The organism is Streptomyces sp. NPDC024632 (genome assembly GCF_055559175.1).
In genome coordinates this window covers 393,352-414,431 of the sequence record NZ_JBVHLD010000006.1, presented here as the reverse complement: position 1 = coordinate 414,431, position 21,080 = coordinate 393,352, and the positions used below count along the sequence as shown (strand labels likewise).

20 protein-coding genes are annotated in these 21,080 nt (G+C 72.0%); 9 read left to right on the top strand and 11 right to left on the bottom strand.

The window, feature by feature from the left end; translation table 11 throughout:
- Position 1: 1 nt before the first annotated feature.
- Together ACZ37P_RS15720 and ACZ37P_RS15715 are read left to right on the top strand one after the other, a co-directional pair.
- Positions 2-1,522, top strand: a complete 1,521-nt coding sequence (locus ACZ37P_RS15720) for an aldehyde dehydrogenase family protein (RefSeq protein ID WP_391163301.1) — start codon at positions 2-4, stop codon at positions 1,520-1,522.
- Entirely contained in the window at positions 1,515-2,390 is an 876-nt protein-coding gene (locus tag ACZ37P_RS15715) for an aldehyde dehydrogenase family protein (protein WP_391050537.1), read from the top strand. Before ACZ37P_RS15720 ends, ACZ37P_RS15715 begins: the two co-directional genes overlap by 8 nt.
- A gap of 175 nt (positions 2,391-2,565) precedes the next feature.
- On the opposite strand, the gene ACZ37P_RS15710 is transcribed toward ACZ37P_RS15715, so the two are convergent.
- Positions 2,566-2,946 carry a hypothetical protein gene (locus ACZ37P_RS15710; RefSeq protein WP_355336906.1) on the bottom strand — a complete coding sequence of 127 codons (381 nt, stop codon included), beginning with the start codon at positions 2,944-2,946 and terminating at the stop codon, positions 2,566-2,568.
- Positions 2,947-3,061: 115 nt separating this feature from the next.
- Between ACZ37P_RS15710 and ACZ37P_RS15705 the strand changes: the two genes are divergently transcribed.
- A complete protein-coding gene (locus ACZ37P_RS15705) occupies positions 3,062-3,706 on the top strand; it encodes an ATP-binding protein (protein WP_391050535.1) in 645 nt (214 codons plus the stop codon).
- Positions 3,707-3,963: 257 nt separating this feature from the next.
- Here ACZ37P_RS15705 and ACZ37P_RS15700 read toward each other — a convergent pair whose 3' ends face one another.
- Positions 3,964-4,791: a SigE family RNA polymerase sigma factor gene (locus ACZ37P_RS15700; protein WP_467346818.1), complete on the bottom strand. Its 828-nt coding sequence runs from the start codon at positions 4,789-4,791 to the stop codon at positions 3,964-3,966.
- Between the two features lie 284 nt (positions 4,792-5,075).
- Here ACZ37P_RS15700 and ACZ37P_RS15695 point away from each other — a divergent pair, with 284 nt between their 5' ends.
- The 4 genes from ACZ37P_RS15695 (at position 5,076) to ACZ37P_RS15680 (ending at position 8,721) form a co-directional block, all read left to right on the top strand.
- Positions 5,076-5,753, top strand: coding sequence for a response regulator (locus tag ACZ37P_RS15695; protein ID WP_188279231.1), 678 nt, complete (start codon positions 5,076-5,078; stop codon positions 5,751-5,753).
- 203 nt (positions 5,754-5,956) lie between these two features.
- Positions 5,957-7,486, top strand: a complete 1,530-nt coding sequence (locus ACZ37P_RS15690; protein WP_391050581.1) for an ATP-binding protein — start codon at positions 5,957-5,959, stop codon at positions 7,484-7,486.
- A gap of 101 nt (positions 7,487-7,587) precedes the next feature.
- Positions 7,588-8,187, top strand: a complete 600-nt coding sequence (locus ACZ37P_RS15685) for a hypothetical protein (RefSeq protein WP_391050533.1) — start codon at positions 7,588-7,590, stop codon at positions 8,185-8,187.
- Positions 8,188-8,232: 45 nt separating this feature from the next.
- Positions 8,233-8,721, top strand: coding sequence for a VanZ family protein (locus ACZ37P_RS15680; RefSeq protein WP_467346815.1), 489 nt, complete (start codon positions 8,233-8,235; stop codon positions 8,719-8,721).
- A gap of 133 nt (positions 8,722-8,854) precedes the next feature.
- Here the strand turns inward: ACZ37P_RS15680 and ACZ37P_RS15675 are convergent, their stop codons facing one another.
- Both ACZ37P_RS15675 and ACZ37P_RS15670 read right to left on the bottom strand, forming a co-directional pair.
- A complete protein-coding gene (locus ACZ37P_RS15675) occupies positions 8,855-9,211 on the bottom strand; it encodes an ATP-binding protein (protein WP_355336901.1) in 357 nt (118 codons plus the stop codon).
- 92 nt (positions 9,212-9,303) lie between these two features.
- Positions 9,304-10,473 carry an adenosine deaminase gene (locus ACZ37P_RS15670; RefSeq protein WP_355336900.1) on the bottom strand — a complete coding sequence of 390 codons (1,170 nt, stop codon included), beginning with the start codon at positions 10,471-10,473 and terminating at the stop codon, positions 9,304-9,306.
- 100 nt (positions 10,474-10,573) lie between these two features.
- On the opposite strand from ACZ37P_RS15670, the gene ACZ37P_RS15665 reads away from it, so the two are divergent.
- The gene (locus ACZ37P_RS15665) at positions 10,574-11,359 is read left to right on the top strand and encodes a dienelactone hydrolase family protein (RefSeq protein WP_391050530.1); all 786 of its coding nucleotides are present in this window, start codon (positions 10,574-10,576) and stop codon (positions 11,357-11,359) included.
- A gap of 291 nt (positions 11,360-11,650) precedes the next feature.
- Here ACZ37P_RS15665 and ACZ37P_RS15660 read toward each other — a convergent pair whose 3' ends face one another.
- Complete coding sequence (locus ACZ37P_RS15660) at positions 11,651-12,604, bottom strand: LysR family transcriptional regulator (protein ID WP_467346813.1); 954 nt, start codon at positions 12,602-12,604, stop codon at positions 11,651-11,653.
- An 80-nt stretch (positions 12,605-12,684) separates the two neighbouring features.
- Here ACZ37P_RS15660 and ACZ37P_RS15655 point away from each other — a divergent pair, with 80 nt between their 5' ends.
- Positions 12,685-13,956, top strand: a complete 1,272-nt coding sequence (locus ACZ37P_RS15655) for an MFS transporter (protein ID WP_467346812.1) — start codon at positions 12,685-12,687, stop codon at positions 13,954-13,956.
- On the opposite strand, the gene ACZ37P_RS15650 is transcribed toward ACZ37P_RS15655, so the two are convergent.
- The 6 genes from ACZ37P_RS15650 to ACZ37P_RS15625 form a co-directional block, all read right to left on the bottom strand.
- On the bottom strand, positions 13,928-14,503 hold the full coding sequence (locus ACZ37P_RS15650) for a DUF4232 domain-containing protein (protein WP_467346811.1): 576 nt from the start codon (positions 14,501-14,503) through the stop codon (positions 13,928-13,930). The genes ACZ37P_RS15655 and ACZ37P_RS15650 overlap by 29 nt on opposite strands.
- Positions 14,504-14,878: 375 nt before the next feature.
- On the bottom strand, positions 14,879-16,156 hold the full coding sequence (locus tag ACZ37P_RS15645; RefSeq protein ID WP_355336895.1) for a thymidine phosphorylase: 1,278 nt from the start codon (positions 16,154-16,156) through the stop codon (positions 14,879-14,881).
- 33 nt (positions 16,157-16,189) lie between these two features.
- Positions 16,190-16,615 (bottom strand): cytidine deaminase, encoded by a 426-nt coding sequence (locus ACZ37P_RS15640; protein ID WP_355336894.1) that lies wholly within the window; start codon positions 16,613-16,615, stop codon positions 16,190-16,192.
- A complete protein-coding gene (locus ACZ37P_RS15635) occupies positions 16,612-17,901 on the bottom strand; it encodes an ABC transporter permease (protein ID WP_355336893.1) in 1,290 nt (429 codons plus the stop codon). Before ACZ37P_RS15635 ends, ACZ37P_RS15640 begins: the two co-directional genes overlap by 4 nt.
- Positions 17,898-19,106: an ABC transporter permease gene (locus tag ACZ37P_RS15630; RefSeq protein ID WP_401855710.1), complete on the bottom strand. Its 1,209-nt coding sequence runs from the start codon at positions 19,104-19,106 to the stop codon at positions 17,898-17,900. The genes ACZ37P_RS15635 and ACZ37P_RS15630 overlap by 4 nt, the downstream gene beginning before the upstream one ends.
- Positions 19,103-20,803, bottom strand: a complete 1,701-nt coding sequence (locus ACZ37P_RS15625; protein WP_467346854.1) for an ABC transporter ATP-binding protein — start codon at positions 20,801-20,803, stop codon at positions 19,103-19,105. The genes ACZ37P_RS15630 and ACZ37P_RS15625 overlap by 4 nt, the downstream gene beginning before the upstream one ends.
- Positions 20,804-21,080: the final 277 nt, after the last annotated feature.

The following is a 21,080-nucleotide window of genomic DNA, read 5'->3' as shown; positions in this document are numbered from 1 at the left end:
CATGACCGACCAGAGCACCGACCAGAGCACCGGCCAGCCCGGCGTGCGGCCCGGCCAGAATCCCGGCCGGAATCCCGGCCAGCGACCCGGCCAGAAATTCGCGTACGCGCCCGCGCCCGAGTCGCGGTCCGTCGTCGACATCGCGCCTTCCTACGGCCTGTTCATCGACGGCGAGTTCACCGCCGCCGCCGACGGCACCGTCTTCAAGTCCGTCTCGCCGTCCAGCGAGGAAGTCCTCGCCGAGGTCGCGCGCGCGGGCGAGGCGGACGTGGACCGCGCGGTGAAGGCGGCCCGCAAGGCGTTCGAGAAGTGGTCCGCGCTGCCGGGCGCCGAGCGCGGCAAGTACCTCTTCAGGATCGCCCGCATCATTCAGGAGCGCTCCCGCGAACTGGCGGTGCTGGAGTCGCTGGACAACGGCAAGCCGATCCGCGAGACCCGCGACGTCGACCTCCCGCTGGTCGCCGCGCACTTCTTCTACTACGCGGGCTGGGCCGACAAGCTGGCGTACGCGGGCTACGGCCCCGACCCGCGCCCGCTCGGCGTGGCCGGCCAGGTCATCCCGTGGAACTTCCCGCTGCTGATGCTGGCCTGGAAGATCGCCCCGGCGCTCGCCGCGGGCAACACGGTGGTGCTCAAGCCCGCCGAGACCACCCCGCTGTCCGCGCTGTTCTTCGCCGACGTCTGCCGCCAGGCGGGCCTCCCGCGCGGTGTCGTCAACATCCTGACGGGGTACGGGGACGCGGGCGCGGCCCTGGTCGCGCACGAGGGCGTGGACAAGGTCGCCTTCACCGGCTCCACCGGGGTCGGCAAGGCCATCGCCCGTACGGTCGCGGGCACGGACAAGAAGGTCACGCTGGAGTTGGGCGGCAAGGCGGCGAACATCGTCTTCGACGACGCCCCGGTCGACCAGGCCGTCGAGGGCATCGTCAACGGCATCTTCTTCAACCAGGGCCATGTCTGCTGCGCGGGCTCCCGGCTGCTGGTCCAGGAGTCGGTGCAGGACGAGGTGCTCGACGCGCTCAAGCGGCGGATGGCGACGCTGCGGGTCGGCGACCCGCTGGACAAGAACACCGACATCGGCGCGATCAACTCGGCCGAGCAGTTGGCCCGGATCACCGCGCTGGCGCAGGCCGGTGAGGAGGAGGGCGCCGAGCGCTGGGCTCCGGCGTGCGAACTGCCCGACGCCGGTTACTGGTTCGCGCCGACGCTGTTCACCGGCGTCACCCAGGCGCACCGCATCGCCCGCGAGGAGATCTTCGGCCCGGTCCTGTCGGTGCTGACCTTCCGCACCCCGGCCGAGGCGGTCGAGAAGGCCAACAACACCCCGTACGGCCTGTCCGCGGGCATCTGGACCGAGAAGGGCTCGCGCATCCTGTCGATGGCGAACAAGCTCCGGGCCGGTGTGGTGTGGGCGAATACGTTCAACAAGTTCGATCCGGCCTCCCCCTTCGGCGGCTACAAGGAGTCCGGTTACGGCCGCGAGGGCGGTCGGCACGGCCTGGAGGGGTACCTCGATGTCTGACGTCCGCGACGCTCGGCTGAGCGTGTTCAAGACCTACAAGCTGTACGTCGGGGGCAAGTTCCCCCGCAGTGAGAGCGGTCGGGTGTACGAGGTGACGGACTCCAAGGGCGGTGCCTGGCTGGCCAACGCGCCGCAGGCGTCCCGCAAGGACGCGCGGGACGCGGTGGTCGCCGCCCGCAAGGCCGTGTCCGGCTGGTCGGGCGCGACCGCGTACAACCGCGGGCAGGTGCTGTACCGCGTCGCGGAGATGCTGGAGGGGCGGCGCGAGCAGTTCGTCCGCGAGGTCGCGGAGGCCGAGGGGCTCTCCAAGACGAAGGCCGGGGCCGCCGTCGAGGCCGCCGTCGACCGCTGGGTCTGGTACGCGGGCTGGACCGACAAGATCGCCCAGGTGGTAGGGGGCGCCAACCAGGTGGCCGGTCCTTACTTCAACCTCTCGACGCCCGAGCCGACCGGTGTGGTCGCCGTCCTGGCTCCCCAGGACTCGTCCTTCCTCGGCCTCGTCTCGGTCCTCGCCCCGGTGATCGCCACGGGCAACACCGCGGTGGTCGTCGCCTCCGAGCGCTCGCCGCTGCCCGCGCTCTCCCTCGGCGAAGTCCTCGCCACCTCCGACGTGCCGGGCGGCGTCGTCAACATCCTCTCCGGCCGCACCTCCGAGATCGCCGCGCCCCTCGCCGCCCACCAGGACGTCAACGGCCTCGACCTCACCGGTGCCGACGCGGACCTCGCCGCCGAGTTGGAGCGGGGCGCGGCCGACAACTTGAAGCGGGTGCGCCGTCCGGCGCCGGAGGACTGGGGTACGGACCCCGGCCTCTCCCGCCTCACCGCGTGGCTCGAGACCAAAACCGTCTGGCACCCCATCGGCGCCTGACGGGTCCCCGTAGGGGCGCGAGGAACTGCGCGACAAGCCACGACGTGCGTGCACGTCACCACCCGCCCCGGCGGGGCAGATCGGTGGCCTCCGGACCACCGGGCCGGTGGGGGCGGGCCGCGCAGTTCCCCGCGCCCCTGAAAAATCGGCCTGCCGTCCCCGGCAAAGGAACCGCTCAGTGCGGGAGGAGTCCCGTGACAGGTCCCACCAGGGGAAGCGTGCCGAGGGAGCCCCCGTTGGTAATCGGAGCGGTCACGGCGGAGGTGGAGACGGGGTGGAAATCGGCGACCTGGGAGCCGACGGCGTTGTCGAGCGGGTCAACACCGGTGTTGCTCAACGGATCGATCGTGAGGTCGCGGACGGGGGCGACGCCCGCGCCGAGTGCGCCGGTGACGTACTGGGTGGGGAGCGCGGAGGTGACGTCGGACGTCGGGAGGGCGTCGGTGGCGCTCTGGGCCGCCGCGAGGGGATCGGCGGCGGCGACACCGGCCGGTACGACGACGGCGGCCGCGGCGGCGGTGAGGGTCAGGGCGAGGGCGGTACGGAGCGAGGGCATGGACCGGTTCCTGTCGACGGGAGTCTTCCTGGCGCAGCGTAACGCAATGACCGCGCAGGGTAGTTGTCCTACGGCGGGTCGTCCCCCGGCCGGGGATACGGGACAATTGTTCTCCGTGAGTTCATCCCCGGTGTCGCTTCGCTCCCGTGTGATCCTGCTGACCGGCCCCTCGGGGTCCGGCAAATCGTCCCTCGCCACCCGTGCCGGACTGCCGGTGCTGGCCCTCGACGACTTCTACAAGGCGTGCGACGACCCGACGCTGCCCGCCCTGCCCAGCGGCGCGGGCACCGACTGGGACGCCCCGGGTTCGTGGAACGCGGACGCGGCGCTCGCGGCCGTGGCCGCGCTCTGTGCGGACGGCGCCGCCGACACCCCGGTCTACGACATCGCGACGAGTTCGGTCACCGGCCGTACCCGCCTCGACCTCGGCGGAGCGCCCGTCTTCGTCGCCGAAGGCATCTTCGCCGCCGAGATCGCCGGGCGCTGCCGGGAGCTGGGGCTGCTCGCGGACGCGCTGTGCCTGCGCGGACGCCCGACGACGACGGCGCGCCGGCGTTTCGTACGGGATCTGCGCGAGGCGCGGAAGTCGGTGCCGTTCCTGGTCCGCAGGGGCTGGAACCTCATGCGCGCGGAACGCGCGATCGTGGCCCGTCAGACCGCTCTCGGCTGCCACCCCTGCGGCCGTGACGAGGCGCTGGAACGTATCGCCGCGGCCGTCACCCCCGCGCCCCCGCTGCCCCGCGTCCCGGCCGAGGCGTAACGCCGTAGAGCTATAAAGCCGCAAAGCTGTAGAGCCGCAAAGCCGCAAAGCCGTAGAGCTGTAGAGCTGTAGAGCCGTAGAGCTGTACGGCAGTGGACGTACGACAGGGCCGGACGGCATTCCCCTGGCCGTCCGGCCCTGCTCCCCCGTACCCCCCGGGTCCCCCCCGTTTCCCCCCTGCTCCCCCGTGTCCCCCCGACCGGCCCCCGTACCGGCGTGTGGAAATCCTTGGCCTTGAGCTGGGCCTCGGACGGCCCTCAGGCGACCAGTTCGCCGAAGGCGTCCTCCTCGTCGCGGCCGAAGCTCAGGGCCTCGTCGTCGCGCATGCGGCGCAGGGAGCGCCAGATGCTGCTCTTGACGGTGCCGACGCTGATCCCGAGGATGTCGGCGATCTCGGGGTCGGTGCGGCCCTCGTAGTAGCGGAGCACGAGCATGGTGCGCTGCTGCTCGGGCAGCCGGGCGAGCGCCTGCCACAGGACGGCGCGCAGTTCGGTGCCGCCCATCTCGTCGGTGTCGCCGACCGTCTCGGGCAGCTCCTCCGTCGGGTACTCGCTGAGCTTGCGCCGCCGCCAGGCGCTGATGTGCAGATTGGTCATGGTGCGCCGCAGGTAGCCGCCGACGGCCGCCTTGTCGCTGATCCGGTCCCAGGCCCGGTATGTGGAGAACAGGGCGCTCTGGAGCAGGTCCTCGGCCGCGAAGCGGTCCCCGGTGAGGTGGTACGCGGTCGCGTAGAGCGACGCGCGGCGCTCCTGGACGTAGGCGGTGAAGGCCGCTTCGGCCTCGGCCCGCGCCGGGGTGCGGGCGGCGGCGCCGTCGAAGGTGCCGGACGGCTGGTCGGCGGTGGTCGCGGACGGTACGGGCTTCGCCTGGTGCTCGGCGCCGCTGTCGACCGCCGCCATGAACGGCGGGCGGTGCCGGGCGCTCGTCGGGTACGAGGTGCCGCGTACGGCGCCGCGTACGTACCCCCGTCCGTTCGCGGCGCCGGCCTTCTCCGTGGTGCGGACGGCGCAGGTCCCCGTGGAGTGCGCCGAGTGCGTGTGCGTCGCATGAACCGCGGTGTCGGTGGTGATGTGCAGTGTGTTCATGTCCCGCCCCCGTCGTTGGAACCTGATGCGTGGTCTTCGGCGTCGCATCCGGTACGGCGTGCGCTCTTCCGATGTGACAACAGACTGCCGGGCCAGTTTCATGACGCTGTCCGCCGAGTGTCACAGGCCCGTCACAGAGGCCGCGCGCCGCGTGACCGGCCGGTCGGCCCGGCTGCGGCACCGCCGGTCAGCAGGTCACGAGCAGGTCACGCGGACAGGGTCATGTCAGGACGGAAGGTCCCCGCACTTCATGCGGACGCCGTCGTTAGGCAACAATGACCGGCGTGCCTTTCCTGTTGCTTATCGAGGATGACGACGCCATCCGTACGGGCCTCGAACTCGGCCTGTCCCGTCAGGGTCACCGCGTGGTGGCCGCTGCGACGGGCGAGGACGGCCTGAAGCTGCTCAAGGAGCAGCGCCCCGACCTGATCGTGCTGGACGTGATGCTGCCGGGGATCGACGGGTTCGAGGTGTGCCGGCGCATCCGCCGTACCGACCAGCTCCCGATCATCCTGCTCACCGCGCGCAGCGACGACATCGACGTGGTGGTGGGGCTGGAGTCCGGGGCCGACGACTACGTGATCAAGCCGGTGCAGCCGCGGGTGCTCGACGCCCGCATCCGGGCGGTGCTGCGGCGCGGCGAGCGGGACAGCACCGACTCCGCGGCCTTCGGCGCGATCGTCATCGACCGCAGTGCCATGACGGTGACGAAGGACGGCGAGGACCTTCAGCTCACACCGACCGAGCTGCGCCTGCTGCTCGAACTGAGCCGCAGGCCGGGACAGGCGCTGTCCCGGCAGCAGTTGCTGCGTCTGGTGTGGGAGCACGACTACCTCGGTGACTCGCGTCTCGTCGACGCGTGTGTGCAGCGGCTGCGCGCCAAGATCGAGGACGTGCCGTCGTCACCGACCCTGATCCGTACGGTCAGAGGCGTGGGATACCGCCTGGACACGCCCCAGTGACATCGCGGTTCGGCGACGGGAACGGCGGGCACGGCGGGAAGGATCGGCACGACCGGCAGGATCGGCACGACAACCCCTCCGAGAGCGGCCCGACCGACAACGGCCCTTCGGACGACGGCGGTTCCGACGGCACCGCCACCGACACCGGCACCGGCTCCGCCACCGGCCAGGAACGCGACCGGGGCTGGAACTGGTCGCCCGGCATGGTGCGTTGGACGAGTCTGCGGCTGCGCCTGGTCGCGGTCTTCGCGGCCGTCGCGCTCACGGCCGCCGTCTCCGTCTCCGGCATCGCGTACTGGCTCAACCGCGACGCGGTGCTGACCCGCGCGCAGAACAGCGCGCTGAACGACTTCCGTGACTCCTTGCAGCGCAACGCCGCCTCGCTGCCGGTCTCGCCGACCTGCGAGTCGCTGAACACCGCGGCGGGCCGGATCGGCGGACCCGACACGTACCAGGTGGTGCTGATCGACACGACGCGGGACAACGCGCCGTGCGCCGCGCCCTCCAACCGGGACGTGTTCACGCTGGACGACGTGCCCGCGCAGTTGCAGCGAGCGGTCAACACCCCGGACGCCAAGGACCACAACCGCTACCACCTGCGGTGGATGCGGATCTCGTTGCAGGGCCGCCCGTATCTGGTAGCGGGCGCGCGGATCAACGACGACGGCGCGACCGGCTACATGCTCAAGTCGCTGGACGCGGAGCGCAAGGACCTCAACTCCCTCGCCTGGTCGCTGGGGATCGCGACCCTGCTCGCTCTGGTGGGCGCCGCGCTGCTCGCCCAGGCTGCGGGCTCGACCGTCCTGCGTCCGGTGCGGCGGCTCGGTGAGGCGGCGCAGCGGCTCGGCGAAGGCCACCTGGACACCCGGCTGAAGGTGTCGGGCACCGACGAACTCGCCGAGATGTCACGGACGTTCAACAGCGCGGCCGAGGCGTTGGAGAGCCGCGTCGAGGAGTTGAGCGCGCGAGAGGCGGCCAGCCGCCGCTTCGTGGCCGACATGTCGCACGAGTTGCGCACCCCGCTGACGGCCATCACGGCGGTCACCGATGTGCTGGAGGACGAGGCGGAGGCGCTGGACCCGATGATCGCCCCGGCGGTACGGCTGGTGGTCAGCGAGACGCGGCGGCTGAACGAGTTGGTGGAGACGTTGATGGAGGTCACCCGCTTCGACGCGGGCACCGCGAAGCTGCGGGTCGACGAGGTCGACGTCGCGGACATGGTGATGGCCTGCATGGACGCCAGGGCGTGGGTCGACTCGGTCGAACTGGACGCGCCGCGCGGCCTGCTGGCCACCCTGGACCCGCGACGGCTGGATGTGATCATGGCGAATCTGATCGGGAACGCGCTCAAGCACGGCGGTTCCCCGGTCCGGGTCAGCCTGCGCAGGGAGGGGGGCGCGGACGGCGACGTCGTCATCGCGGTCTCCGACCACGGCCCCGGCATCCCCGAGGACGTCCTCCCGCATGTCTTCGACCGCTTCTACAAGGCCGACGCCTCGCGCGCCCGCTCCGAGGGCAGCGGTCTCGGCCTGTCGATCGCGATGGAGAACGCGCACATCCACGGCGGCGACATCACGGCGGCCAACTCCCCGGACGGCGGCGCGGTCTTCACGCTGCGGCTGCCGGTCAGGCCGCGCACCGACGAGGACGAGGACGACGCGGACGGCGACGGGGGCGCGAACGGCTCGGGCGCCACGGGCACGTCGCAGGGGCCCGGCGGTGACGCGCGATGAGACACCGCCCGACGAAATACCGCCCGACGAGATACGGCCCGACGAGATACGGCCTGATGAACCACCGCTCGATGAGACGCCGCCCGATGAGCCTCGGCCGGATGAGACATGCGCCACGCAAGGTGCTGGCCGTCGTCCTGCTCGCCGCGCTGCCGCTGATCGGCGGCTGCGGCATCCGGTCGACCACGGTCCCGGTGGACGCGGGGCCCGCGCCGTCGCGGGTGTCGTGCGCGGTGCCGCGCGACGGCAAGGCGCCGGAGACGGACACCGTCGTACGCCAGGTGTATCTGGTGTGCAGCATGCAGACCACGCCGGTCAAGCGGAACGTGACGCTGCGGCCGGGCAGGATCGACCGGCTGACGCAGGTCAGGGAGCTGGTCGCGCAGTTGCAGCGCAGCCCGCTGTCGGCCGAGGCGCAGGCCGGTTTCTCCACCGAGGTGCCGGGCAGCCTGGAGATCCTGGGGCCGTTCAAGGGCGATCCCGAGAACGCGCTGCGGCTGAACCAGCCGGTGGACGAGCTGCCGTCGTTCGCGCTCGCGCAGATCGTCTGCACGCTCGTCGACGACCCGTCGGTCACCGGCGACGGCGGTGTGGTGCTCGGCGGCGACGACCCCGACAGCAAGCCGCGCCGCTACGCCTGCACGCCCGACCTGCGGACCCGCCCGGACGCCGCCGACAGCGCGGGAACCGCGGTGGGGTGAAGCCGCGTCTTGGAGGGCGTGCGGCACGAAGGCTCCAGTTTCAGGGTGCGCGCGGCCGGGCTGCTGCTCACCGCCGCGTACCTCGCTTTCGTCGCCTGGCTGCTGCTGCGTCCGCATTACGTGGCGTGGGTGCCCGCGCCGAATCTGCGGCCGTTCGGCACGATCCGCGCCGACCTGGCGATGAGCGCGAGCGAGGCGGCCCGGCGGATCGCCGAGGGCCTGGGTCTGCTCGCGCCGCTGGGCGTGCTGCTGCCGATGGCGGGCGGCCGGGTCCGCACCTCGGGCTTCGCGTCCTTCGCGCGGACGGTCTTCGCCTCGCTGATGGTGTCGCTGACCCTGGAATTCCTTCAGACGATGGTGCCGGGCCAGCTCTTCGACGTGGACGCGCTGCTGCTCAACACGGCGGGCGTGGCGCTGGCGCACCTCCTGGTGGTGCCGCCCGCGCGGCGCGCGCTGCGCAGGCGCGAGGCACGCAAGCGGGCCGCGCCCCCTGCCGAGGATCGCTCGGCGGGGGCGCGGCCCGTGGGGGTCTGACCGGTCGGCCGACGTACCGAGGCGGTACGCGCCGAGGCGGTACGTACTCCGGCCGGTGCCTGCCTGCTTGCTCCGTGCCGACGTGGAGACGTGCCTACGTGCGTACGTGGAGACGCGCCGACGTGTCCGCGGCCTACTTGCCGGTGAGGCCGCCGACCGGGAGGCCACCGAGGAGGCCGTTCGCCGGGCTGACCTGGTTGCCGGAGGGCAGCAGCTTGCCCGGGTTGCCGGGGAGCGCGGAGGTGCCGTTGGTCAGCGCCTGCTGCGCGCCGTTGGCGCTGTCGGCGGCGCCGGGCAGGAGCTTGGCGGCGGTGCCGACCGGAGTCCCGTCGAGCACGGTGGGCGAACCGGCGTGGCCGAGCAGCGAACCGGCCTGGTCGGTGATCGGCAGGGCCGGGAGGGAGGCCGCGGAGGCGGTGCCCGCCGCGGCGGCGGCGAAGGCGAGGCCGAGCACGGTGGTGGCGAGGGTCTTCTGGGTACGGGTCTGCATGACTTCGGAACGTAGTCAGATGTTGACCGGCCGTGCAAACGGCGTGGCGCGGCCGTCACCCCTCGGGCCGGCCGCGCCGTGAAGGTGTTCCGTCAGCCCTCGTCGGGCACGGAATCGCTGGCCAGGGTCGGTGCGGCGGCCGACTGCCGGAACAGCCACTCGGCCTTCAGCTCCGCGTACCCCGGCTTGATCACCTCATTGATCATGGCCAGACGTTCATCGAAAGGGATGAACGCTGATTTCATCGCATTGACGGTAAACCACTGCATGTCATCGAGGGTGTAGTCGAACGCCTCCACGAGGTGCTCGAACTCCTGACTCATGCTGGTGCCGGACATCAGCCGGTTGTCGGTGTTCACGGTGACCCGGAAGTGCAGCCGCCGCAGCAGACCGATCGGGTGCTCGGCGTACGAGCTGGCCGCGCCGGTCTGGAGGTTGGAGGTGGGGCACATCTCCAGCGGCACGCGCTTGTCGCGCACGTACGACGCCAGGCGGCCGAGCTTGACCTGGTCGCCGCGCCCGTCGGAGGAGATGTCGTCGATGATCCGCACGCCGTGCCCGAGCCGGTCGGCGCCGCACCACTGGAGCGCCTGCCAGATGGACGGCAGGCCGAACGCCTCGCCCGCGTGGATCGTGAAGTGGTTGTTCTCGCGCTTCAGGTACTCGAAGGCGTCCAGGTGCCGGGTGGGCGGGTAACCGGCCTCGGCGCCCGCGATGTCGAAGCCGACGACGCCCAGGTCCCGGTAGCGGTTGGCCAGTTCGGCGATCTCCTGGGAGCGGGCGGCGTGCCGCATCGCGGTCAGCAGCGCGCCGACGCGAATGCGGTGCCCGTCCTCGCGCGCCCGGCGCTCGCCTTCCCTGAAGCCCTCGTTGACCGCCTCGACGACCTCTTCGAGGGTCAGGCCGCGCTCCAGGTGCTGCTCGGGCGCGTACCGGATCTCGGCGTAGACCACGCCGTCGGCCGCCAGGTCTTGCGCGCACTCGGCGGCGACCCGTACCAGCGCGTCCCGCGTCTGCATCACGGCGCAGGTGTGCGCGAACGTCTCCAGATACCGCTCCAGCGAACCGGAGTCGGCGGCCTCGCGGAACCACGCGCCGAGCTTGTCCGGATCGGTCTCGGGCAGCGCGTCGTAACCGGTCGCGCGCGCGATGTCCACGATCGTGCCGGGGCGCAGGCCGCCGTCGAGGTGGTCGTGGAGCAGCGCCTTGGGGGCGCGGCGGATCTGTTCCGGGGTGGGAGTGCTCGGTTTGGGGTTCTGCATGCTCAAACGATAGCCCCTACGCGCGTAGATATCGCGCTGCGCACAACAATTTTCCGCCCGGCCATACAGTGCACACCCCTGCGTCTGCCATCGTTGCGCCATGGCTTCCCAAGCATTACCGGCGCGTGGCGCACGACTGGGCCGCCCGGTGCCGTCCGGGCTGGTGCCCGCGCCGAGGCAGCGCGAACACGATACCGGCGCCACGGTGCGCGCCGTCGTGCTCGCCCTGCCCGGCGGTGACGCGCTGAGCACCCGGCGCCGCTCCCCGGTGGCGGCGGCCGTCATGTGGCCGCTGGCCCGCCATCTCGTCCGCGAGGGGGCCGCCGACGGGGTGGCCGCGCACGTCGTGCACTACCGCTTCCGCGGCTGGAACGGCGGTCACGCGCATCCGGCCGAGGACGCCGAGTGGGCGGTCGGCGAGGCCGTACGGCGCTACGGTGACGTGCCCGTCTGCCTCGTCGGCATGGACATGGGCGCGCGGGCTGCCCTCCACGCCGCCGGTCACCCCGCCGTGACCTCCGTCGTCGCGCTCTCTCCGTGGCTGCCGCGTGGTGCCGAGCCCGAGCCGGTCAAGCAGCTCATCGGGCGGCGCGTGCTGCTCGTCCACGGCACCGAGGACGAGTCCACCGCGCCCGACATCTCCTACGGCTTCGCCGAACGCCTCAAGAAGGTCAACCGCGACACCTGCCGCTTCGAGGTGCACTCCGACGGTCACGGCCTCCACCAGCACCGCAGCGAGGTCTTCGCCCTCACCTCCGATTTCGTCCTCGGCTCGCTTCTCGACCGGCCCCACGCCCGGCCCATCGCCGACGCCCTCGCGGCTCCGCCGCCCCTCGGCCTCCGCATGCCCCTGGCCTCCGGCTTCGGCAAGTCCCTCCGCGTCTGACCCGCCCCCCGGGGGAGGGCGCCCCCCACCGTGGCCGCACCGCCTTCCGCCCGGACGCCAGCCACGTGCTTTTAGGGGCGCGGGGAACTGCGCGGCCAGCCCACCACCGGCCGGTGGTCGCGAAACACACAGCGTCTGCCCCACTGGGGCGGTTTTTTACCCGCGCCGCCGTCGTGGCTGAGCGCGCAGTTCCCCGCGCCCCTAAAAACATGGGCTGGCGTCCCACGCCAAGGAACCGTACAGGGGCCGCGCCCCAAAGACGTCGGGCTTCGCCCTCCGCAGGAGACCGGCTCAGGCCGGCAGAAGGGTGCCCGTCTGGGCGAGCAGGAAAGCACGGAAAGCGGCGACCGGGGGCGGGGCCGGGGCGCCGTCGAGCCAGGCGAGACCGATCTCGCGGACGGCACGTCGCCCGGTGAGGTCGAGTTCGACGACGCCGGGCCGGGGCACGGCCGGCGGGGGAAGGACGGCGACGCCGAGCCCGGCGGCGACCAGCCCCCGAAGCGTCTCGGCCTCCTCGCCCTCGAAGGCGACCCTCGGCGTGAACCCGGCCTCGGCGCACAAGGCGTCGGTGATGCGCCGCAGCCCGTAGCCCGGTTCGAGCGTGACGAACGCCTCGGCGGCGGCCTCGGCGAGCCGCACGCGCTTGCGGCCGGCGAGCCGGTGCCCGGCGGGGACGACGAGCCGCAGCCGCTGCTCGTCGAGTTTGCGGACGACGAGACCCGCCTCGTCCGGCGGCGGGGACGTCAGGCAGAGGTCGAGTTCGCCCAGCCGCAGGCGTTCCAGCATGGCCTCGCCGTACGTCTGCACGAGCTGGAAGCGGACGCGCGGATACTCGGCGCGGAAGGCGCGCAGGAGGGAGGGGACGGTCTCGGGCCCGAGCGTGTGGAGGAACCCGAAGGCGACCCGCCCGCTGTCGGGATCGGCGTCGAGGCGTACGGACTCGGCGGACCGTTCCACCTCGGCGAGCGCCCGCTCGGCGGCGGCGCGGAAGGTGACCCCGGCGCGGGTGAGGCGGACGGCGCGGCCGTGGCGGGCGAAGAGGGCGACACCGAGATCGGCTTCGAGACGGGCCAGCGCGCGGCTGAGCGTCGACTGCGGCATGCCCAACTCCTGGGCCGCGCGCGTCACATGCTCGTGCCGCGCCACGGCCGCGAACTGCGCGAGGCGCGGTGCCAGCAGCGCGCCCCAGGACTCCGGGTCCGGCCCCGTACCGGCTGTGTCGGCCACCGTATATGCCCTCTCCACCTGCGCTCATGCACCAGTGCATCAATCATGCACGATCTGTGCATTGGACGCATAAATGTGGACGCCCCTACGGTCGTGACATGTCACCCGCCGATACCGGGGCGGTCGCCGCGACCCGCGCGAACGCCCGAGCCCGAACGCAGGCCGCCACCACGGCCGATGACCGGCTCCGCCCCGGCTCCCCCGGCTACCGCCGCGCCAACCTCGCGCTGTTCGCCGCGGGACTGGCCACCTTCGCCCTGCTCTACTCCACGCAGGCGCTGCTGCCCGCCCTGTCCTCCGGCCTGTCGCTGAGCCCCGCGCGGGCCAGCCTCACCGTCTCGGCGACGACGGCCGCGCTGGCCGTCGCACTCCTGCCGGTCAGCGCCCTCAGCGAGAAGTACGGCCGTACGCCGGTGATGACGGCCTCCGTCTTCGCCGCCTCGCTGCTCGCCCTCGCCGTGCCCTTCGCGCCCGACCTGGCCGTCCTCGTCGCGCTGCGCGCCGTGCAGGGCGTGGCGCTCGCCGGGCTGCCCGCGACCGCGATGGCGTATCTCGCCGAGGAGGTCCACCCGGCCGCCGTCCCCTCCGCGATCGGCCTGTACGTGGCGGGCAACTCCATCGGCGGCATGAGCTCGCGCGTCGTCGGCGGGGTCCTCTCCGAGGCGTTCGGCTGGCGCGCCGCGCTCTTCGCCGTCGGCCTGTCGGCGCTGGCCTGCGCGGTCGCCTTCCGGCTGCTCGTGCCGCCCGCCCGGCACTTCACGCCGGGACCCGTGCGTCCGGCCGCGCTGTGGCGCACGGTCACCGGGCACCTCGGCGACCCGCTGCTGCGCGGCCTCTACGCGATCGGCCTGCTCTTCATGGCGGTCTTCGGCGCCGTCTACACCGTCCTCGGCTACCGGCTGACCGGCGCGCCCTTCGGCCTCTCCCAGGCCGCCGTCGGCGCGATCTTCCTCGTCTACCTCGTCGGTACGGCCGCCTCCGCCGCGTCCGGCGCGCTCCTCGCCCGTACGGGCCTGCGCGGCGCCTTCACCGTCGCCGCCGTACTGTGCGCCGCCGGGCTGCTGCTCACCCTGTCCGGGTCCCTGGCCCTGATCCTGCTCGGGCTCGTCCTGGTCACGGCCGGTTTCTTCACCGGCCACTCGGCCGCCTCCGGCGCGGTCAGCCGGACGGCCCTCACGGGCCGCGCGCAGGCGTCCGCGCTCTACCTGACCGCGTACTACATCGGCAACAGCCTCGGCGGCACGCTCGGCGCCGGCGCGTTCCACGCCGGGGGGTGGGGCGCGACGGTGTCGCTCGCGCTGGCGACCGTCGGCGCCGTCGGGCTCGTCGCGGGCCTCGCGCTCAGGCGGCCGGGCGCCGCCACGCCGTGACGTCCAGCTTTCCGGTGGTGCCCAAGTCGACCATCATCGTGACGCGTTGGGGCGGGGCGTCCTTGACCGGCGTGATCTCCAGGTATTCGCCCGTGCTCGCCGCCACCGTGCTGTCCGTCACCGTGTTGCGCCACACCAGCACTGTCAACGCCCGCTGTCCCGGCCGCAGTTCGATACGTGTCGGGGCCGGGTCGTCGATGCCGGTCGTGATCGACAAGCCCTGATGGACCGTCACCTTCAGGCGCTCGCGCGCCTTGTCCAGGACATACGTCCGCGGGTAACCCTCCACCGTGCGCGGCGACTTCCCGCAGTTCGTCACGTAGACGGCCATCGCCCGCAGGCCCATCGCGGCGTCGGGTTCCTCACCGGTGACGGCCAGGCCGCCCTCCGGACACGGCGGTTCCGTCACCACCGGCGCCGGCGCGGGCGGTGCCGCGTCCGTCGGCAGCCCCACGGCCGCCTCGGACCCCGCGTCCGTCCCGCACCCGCCCACCGCCAACACCGTTGCGGCCGCCGCCGCCACCGCCCACGTCCTCATCCCCACCATCCGCCGATCCTGACACATCCCCGGGGAGCCCCTCCGGGGCGGTGAGCCGATCTTCGACGGGGCGCGGCCCCGACGCCCCTTCCACCCAGGGCGGTGGGCCGATCCTTTAGGGGGCGCGGCCCCGGACGCCCCCTTCGCCCAGGGCGGTGGGCCGATCCTTTAAGGGGCGCGGGGAACTGCGCGGCCCGCCCCCACCGGCCGGTGGTCCGGGGACAACCGATCTGCCCCTCTGGGGCGGGTGGTGACGTGCACGCACGTCGTGGCTTGTCGCGCAGTTCCCCGCGCCCCTAAAGGCCAGGCCCTGCGCAAAGGCACCGCGCCACCGGCGCCCCTAAAAACCAGGCCCTGCGCAGAGGCACCGCCCGGCGCGGGGGCCTAGACGATGCGGTCGAGGATGATCGGGCGGGGGGAGAAGGAGGCACCCTCCGGGGCAACGGAGAAGGAGCCGTCGAGAGCTTCCTCCGCGTACGGGAACTTTTCCGGCGTGTCGGTGTGGAGGGTCAGGAGGGGCTGGCCCGCTACGACCGAGTCGCCCGGTTTGGCGTGGAGCTCGACCCCGGCCCCCGCCTGGACGGAGTCCTCCTTGCGGGCGCGGCCGGCGCCGAGCCGCCAGGCGGCGACGCCGACGGCGTAGGCGTCGAGGGAGGTGAGGACGCCGGAGGCGGGCGCGGGGACGACGAGGGTTTCGCGGGCCACCGGGAGCGGAGCGGAAGGGTCACCGCCCTGGGCGCGGATCATGCGGCGCCAGACGTCCATGGCGGAGCCGTCGGCGAGCGCCTTGGCGGGGTCGGCGTCGGGAAGCCCGGCGGCGGCCAGCATCTCCCGGGCGAGCGCCAGGGTCAGCTCGACGACATCGGCGGGGCCGCCACCGGCCAGCACCTCGACGGATTCGCGGACTTCGAGCGCGTTGCCCGCGGTGAGCCCGAGGGGTACGGACATGTCGGTGAGCAGGGCGACCGTGCGGACGCCGTGGTCGGTGCCGAGCCCGACCATGGTGGACGCCAACTCCCGTGCGTCCTCAAGGGACTTCATGAAGGCGCCGGAGCCGACCTTGACGTCGAGCACGAGCGACCCGGTGCCCTCGGCGATCTTCTTGGACATGATCGAGGAGGCGATCAGCGGGATGGCCTCGACCGTCCCGGTCACGTCGCGCAGCGCGTACAGCTTCTTGTCGGCGGGCGCGAGCCCGTCCCCGGCGGCGCAGATGACGGCGCCGACGTCGTCCAGGACGGCCAGCATCTCCTCGTTGGAGATCGAGGCGCGCCAGCCGGGGATGGATTCGAGCTTGTCGAGGGTGCCCCCGGTGTGGCCGAGGCCGCGCCCCGAGAGCTGCGGGACGGCGGCGCCGCACGCGGCGACCAGCGGGGCCAGCGGCAGCGTGATCTTGTCGCCGACGCCGCCGGTGGAGTGCTTGTCCGCGGTGGGGCGGGTGAGCGCCGAGAAGTCCATCCGCTCACCGGAGTTGATCATCGCGGCGGTCCAGCGGGCGATCTCGGCGCGGTCCATGCCGTTGAGCAGGATGGCCATGGCGAGCGCCGACATCTGCTCGTCGGCGACGGCACCGCGCGTGTAGGCGTCGATGACCCAGTCGATCTGGTCGTCGCTCAGCCTCTGGCGGTCCCGCTTGGTACGGATGACGGAAATGACGTCCACGAATAGTCCTAGCGGTGTAGCGGTTCAACCGCGTCAGCGGTTCAGGTCTTCCGGGCCGAACGCGTCCGGCAGGATCTCACTCATCGGCCGGATGCCGCCCGCGGTGTCGACCAGCAGGCCGGGCCCGCCGTTCTCCCACAGCAGTTGGCGGCACCGCCCGCACGGCATCAACAGGTTGCCGCGCAGGTCGGAGCAGGTGAAGGCGGTCAGTCTGCCGCCGCCCGAGGCGTGCAGCGCCGAGACCAGCCCGCACTCGGCGCACAGCGCGACCCCGTACGCGGCGTTCTCGACGTTGCAGCCGACGACCGTACGGACCGTGCCGTCGTCGGCGACGGCCAGCGCCGCGGCGCCGACCGGGAAACCGGAGTACGGCGCGTACGCCTTCTCCATGATCTCCCGGGCGGCGGACCGCAGGCGGTCCCAGTCGACGGCGGCCGGGTCGGTGACGGGAGGCGTCATCCGCCCTCCCCCTTCCGGTACGGGACCCCGTCCGCCTTCGGCATGCGCAGCCGCTGTGCGGACAGGCCCATGACGAGCAGCGTGGCGACGTACGGCGTGGCCTGGACGACCTCGTCGGGGACGGAGTCGGTCAGCGCGTACCAGACGGCGAGCAGGACGGCGAAGCCCAGGGCGACGGCGGCGGGCACGTAGGACTTGCGGAAGAACTTCCAGGCGGCCATGGCCAGCAGCAGCAGCGCGAGCAGGAGCAGCAGGGCGTGCACGGAGGAGCTGCCGTTGCGGAGCTGGAGGCTGTCGGCGTATCCGAACAGGCCCGCGCCCATGGCGAGTCCGCCGGGGCGCCAGTTGCCGAAGATCATGGCGGCGAGACCGATGTAGCCGCGTCCGCCGGTCTGGCCCGCGAGGTAGAAGTGCGTGCCGATGGCGAGGAAGACACCGCCGAGTCCGGCGAGGCCGCCGGAGACGATGACGGCCATGTACTTGTAGAAGTACACGTTGACGCCGAGGGATTCGGCGGCGACCGGGTTCTCGCCGCAGGACCGCAGCCGCAGGCCGAAGGCGGTGCGCCACAGCACGAAGAAGGTGGCGACGAAGAGCACCAGCGTGAGGATGGTCAGCGACGAGATGTGCGTGACCAGGCCGCCGAGGATGCCCGCCACGTCGGAGATCAGGAACCAGTGGTGGTTCTCGACGGTGGCCAGCCAGTGCGAGAGTCCGGGCACGGTGAAGGACTTGATGGAGTCCATCGGCGGGGACTGCTTGGGGCTGCCGCCCTTGGAGGCCGCCTCGCCGACGGTGAACCAGCGCTTGGCGAGGTACGCGGTGACGCCGGTGGCGAGGATGTTCATGGCGACACCGGCGATGATGTGGTCGACGCCGAAGGTGACGGTGACGATCGCGTGCACGAGGCCGCCCGCCGCGCCGCCGAGCACACCGGCCAGGACGGCGAGCCACGGGTCGGTCTGCCAGCCCACCGCCGCGCCGAAGAAGGCGCCGAGGATCATCATGCCCTCGAGGCCGATGTTGACCACACCGGCCCGCTCGGACCACAGGCCGGCGAGTCCTGCCAGGCCGATCGGTACGGCGCCGGCGAGCGCTCCGGCGATCTGGCCGTCGGAGGTGATGTCGTTCGCGCCGGTGATGATCCGGACCAGGGAGACGACGATCAGCGCGGCGGCGATCATCAGCAGGATCACCGGGAAGGTGAGCTTGAGCCGGGGCGCCTTGCCGCCGTTGGTCACGCGCGGCGCGGCCGGCGGCGGGGTCTGGGTAGCGGTGGCAGTCACGCCGTCACCTCCTGCTTGTCGTCGGGGCCGGAGTCGGGGCCATTGCCGGTGCCATTGCCGGTGCCGTTGCCGGTGCCGTTACCTGAACCGTTGCCGGTGCCGGGGCCTGTTCCGTTGCCCGGACCGGACGCCGCGGCGAGTTCCGCGCCCACCTGGCGCTGCTGGCGGGTGATGCCGTAGCGGCGGACCAGTTCGTAGGCGATGACGACGGCCAGGACGATGACGCCCTGGATGACGCCGACGATCTCCTTGTCGTACCCCTCGAACTCCAGGCCGTTGGAGGCCCGCTCCAGGAAGGCCCAGAGCAGGGCGCCGATGCCGATGCCGATCGGGTTGTTGCGGCCGAGCAGGGCGACCGCGATACCGGTGAAGCCGATACCGGTCGGGAAGTCCGTGCCGTACTCGTACGACTGGTTGAGCAGGGTCGGCATGCCGACGAGTCCGGCCATCGCGCCGGAGATCAGCATGCTGGTGACGACCATCTTCTTGACGCTGACGCCGCTGGCCTCGGCGGCGGACTCCGAGCGGCCGACCGCGCGCAGGTCGAAGCCGAAGCGGGTGCGCGAGAGCACGAACCAGTAGATGACACCGGCCAGCACCGCGAAGACGATGAAGCCGAAGACCGGGTCGGTGGAGGTGGTGAAGTTGAACAGGTGGCTGGAGGACGGCAGCGGCTTGGTGGAGATCATGTTCGCCGCTTTGTCGGTGACGCCGAGCCGTCCGTCGCGCAGGAAGTAGCCGATCACGATGCCCGCGAGGGAGTTCAGCATGATCGTGGAGATGACCTCGCTGACCCCGCGGGTCACCTTGAGGACACCCGCGATGGCCGCCCACAGCGCGCCGACGACCATGGCGGTGAGGATGATGACCGGGATCTGGATGATGCCGGGGATCGACATCGCGCCGCCCGCGGCGGCGGCGAAGAAGGCCGCGAGCCGGTACTGGCCGTCCACACCGATGTTGAACAGGTTCATCCGGAAGCCGACCGCCACCGCGAGACCCGCGAGGTAGTACGTGGTCGCCTTGTTGAGGATGTAGACCTGGCTGTCGGTCTTGCTGCCGTAGTTCACCATCACGTCGAACGCGTGGAACGGCTCCTTGCCGGTGGCCAGCAGCACCAGGGCGGTGACCACCAGCGCGCCGACGACGGCGAGCACGGGGGCGGCGACGCCCAGGGCCAGCCGGTCCTTGTCGAACTTCTTCATCGGTCCTCTCCCCCGAGCTTCTTGGGCCGGTCCTCTGAGACGGCCGAGGTGTCGGTCCCGGCCCCGTGTTCGAGATGGCCGCTGGCGGCACCGGTCATCGCGGATCCCAGCTCTTCCGGGGTGATGGTGGCGGGGTCGGCGTCGGCGACGAGCCGTCCCCGGTACATAACGCGCAGAGTGTCGGACAGGCCGATCAGCTCGTCGAGGTCGGCGGAGATCAGCAGCACCGCCAGACCCTCGCGGCGAGCCTCACGGATCTGGTCCCAGATCTGCGCCTGCGCGCCGACGTCCACGCCCCGGGTGGGGTGCGCGGCGATCAGCAGCTTGGGCAGGTGGCTCATCTCGCGGCCGACGATCAGCTTCTGCTGGTTGCCGCCGGACAGCGAGGCCGCGGTGACCTCGATGCCGGGGGTACGGACGTCGTACTCCTTGACGATCCGCTCGGTGTCGCGGCGGGCGGCGCCGGAGTCGATCAGGAAGCCGCGGCTGTTGGGGCGCTCGGTGACATGGCCGAGGATGCGGTTCTCCCACAGCGGCGCTTCCAGCAGCAGGCCGTGCCGGTGCCGGTCCTCGGGGATGTAGCCGATGCCGTCCTCGCGCCGCTTGCGGGTCGGCACGTGGGCGATGTCGCGGCCGTCGAGCACGAGGCCGCCGGAGTCCAGCTCCCGCATGCCCATGATGGCCTCGACCAGTTCGGCCTGGCCGTTGCCCTCGACGCCCGCGATGCCGAGGATCTCGCCCTTGTGGATGGTGAAGGAGATGTCGTCGAGCACCTTGCGCTCGATGCCGTCGAGGTCGACGGTGCCCAGCCGCAGCCCGTCCACGGTGAGCATCGGCTCGGTGGTGACGGTCGACTCGCGGGTCTCGGGCGAGGGCAGTTCGCTGCCGACCATCAGCTCGGCGAGCTGCTTGGCCGTGGTGGTCCCCGGGTCCGCCTCGCCGACGGTGGTGCCGCGCCGGATGACGGTGATGACGTCGGCGACCGACAGCACCTCGCCGAGCTTGTGCGAGATGAAGATGACGGTCAGGCCCTCGGCCTTCAGTCCGCGCAGGTTCTCGAAGAGCGCGTCGACCTCCTGCGGCACCAGGACGGCGGTCGGCTCGTCCAGGATCAGCGTGCGGGCGCCGCGGTAGAGGACCTTGAGGATCTCCACCCGCTGCCGGTCGGCGACGCCCAGGTCCTCGACCAGGACGTCGGGGCGTACGCCGAGGCCGTAGGCGTCGGACAGCTCCTTGATCCGGGCGCGGGCCTTGCCGCCGATGCCGTGCAGGCCCTCGCTGCCGAGGACGGTGTTCTCCAGCACGGTGAGGTTGTCGGCGAGCATGAAGTGCTGGTGCACCATGCCGATCCCGCGGGCGATGGCGTCGCCGGGGTCGCCGAGCGTCACCACCTCGCCGTCGATGGCGATGGTGCCCTCGTCGGGCTTCTGCATGCCGTAGAGGATCTTCATCAGGGTGGACTTGCCGGCGCCGTTCTCGCCCACGAGGGCGTGCACGGTGCCGCTGCGCACAGTGATGTCGATGTCGTGGTTGGCGACGACGCCGGGGAACCGCTTGGTGATGCCGCGCAGTTCGACGGCGGGCGGCGCGGCGGACCGGCCGGGGGCCGGGGCGGCGGGTGGACTCGTGGACGCGTTGATGACGCACTCTCCTGGGGGGAAAGGCTCGGAGCGGCAGGGCGGGTGGGGTGAAGGTATCGCGTGAACGTATCGCGGAAATGGCACTCTACGCGCGTAGTTGTGTTCATTCCACAGGCTGGGGACCACGGGATTCCGACAGGACGGTTCCTGGGTTTTCCGGGTGTTCCCGGATGGTTCCGCACAGTGATCGAGGCTCGGGGGGGGGGGGGCGGGGGGGCCCCCCCCCCCCCCCCCCGCAACCGGTTGTGTTCCCCCCATTCCCCTGGGGAACCCCGGCGGGGTCCCCCCTTCTCTCCCCACCTCTCACCCCCCCTCCTCCCCCCCCAAACAACCC

Excerpts from the sequence above, each read along its gene's own strand:
- ACZ37P_RS15690 (WP_391050581.1), top strand. The coding sequence starts at position 5,957 with ATGGTGCGTTGGACGAGTCTGCGGCTGCGCCTGGTCGCGGTCTTCGCG.
- ACZ37P_RS15700 (WP_467346818.1), bottom strand. The coding sequence starts at position 4,791 with ATGAACACACTGCACATCACCACCGACACCGCGGTTCATGCGACGCAC.
- ACZ37P_RS15665 (WP_391050530.1), top strand. The coding sequence starts at position 10,574 with ATGGCTTCCCAAGCATTACCGGCGCGTGGCGCACGACTGGGCCGCCCG.
- ACZ37P_RS15650 (WP_467346811.1), bottom strand. The coding sequence starts at position 14,503 with ATGGTGGGGATGAGGACGTGGGCGGTGGCGGCGGCGGCCGCAACGGTG.
- ACZ37P_RS15670 (WP_355336900.1), bottom strand. The coding sequence starts at position 10,473 with ATGCAGAACCCCAAACCGAGCACTCCCACCCCGGAACAGATCCGCCGC.
- ACZ37P_RS15630 (WP_401855710.1), bottom strand. The coding sequence starts at position 19,106 with ATGAAGAAGTTCGACAAGGACCGGCTGGCCCTGGGCGTCGCCGCCCCC.
- ACZ37P_RS15655 (WP_467346812.1), top strand. The coding sequence starts at position 12,685 with ATGTCACCCGCCGATACCGGGGCGGTCGCCGCGACCCGCGCGAACGCC.
- ACZ37P_RS15675 (WP_355336901.1), bottom strand. The coding sequence starts at position 9,211 with ATGCAGACCCGTACCCAGAAGACCCTCGCCACCACCGTGCTCGGCCTC.
- ACZ37P_RS15715 (WP_391050537.1), top strand. The coding sequence starts at position 1,515 with ATGTCTGACGTCCGCGACGCTCGGCTGAGCGTGTTCAAGACCTACAAG.
- ACZ37P_RS15710 (WP_355336906.1), bottom strand. The coding sequence starts at position 2,946 with ATGCCCTCGCTCCGTACCGCCCTCGCCCTGACCCTCACCGCCGCCGCG.
- ACZ37P_RS15640 (WP_355336894.1), bottom strand. The coding sequence starts at position 16,615 with ATGACGCCTCCCGTCACCGACCCGGCCGCCGTCGACTGGGACCGCCTG.
- ACZ37P_RS15720 (WP_391163301.1), top strand. The coding sequence starts at position 2 with ATGACCGACCAGAGCACCGACCAGAGCACCGGCCAGCCCGGCGTGCGG.
- ACZ37P_RS15685 (WP_391050533.1), top strand. The coding sequence starts at position 7,588 with ATGAGACATGCGCCACGCAAGGTGCTGGCCGTCGTCCTGCTCGCCGCG.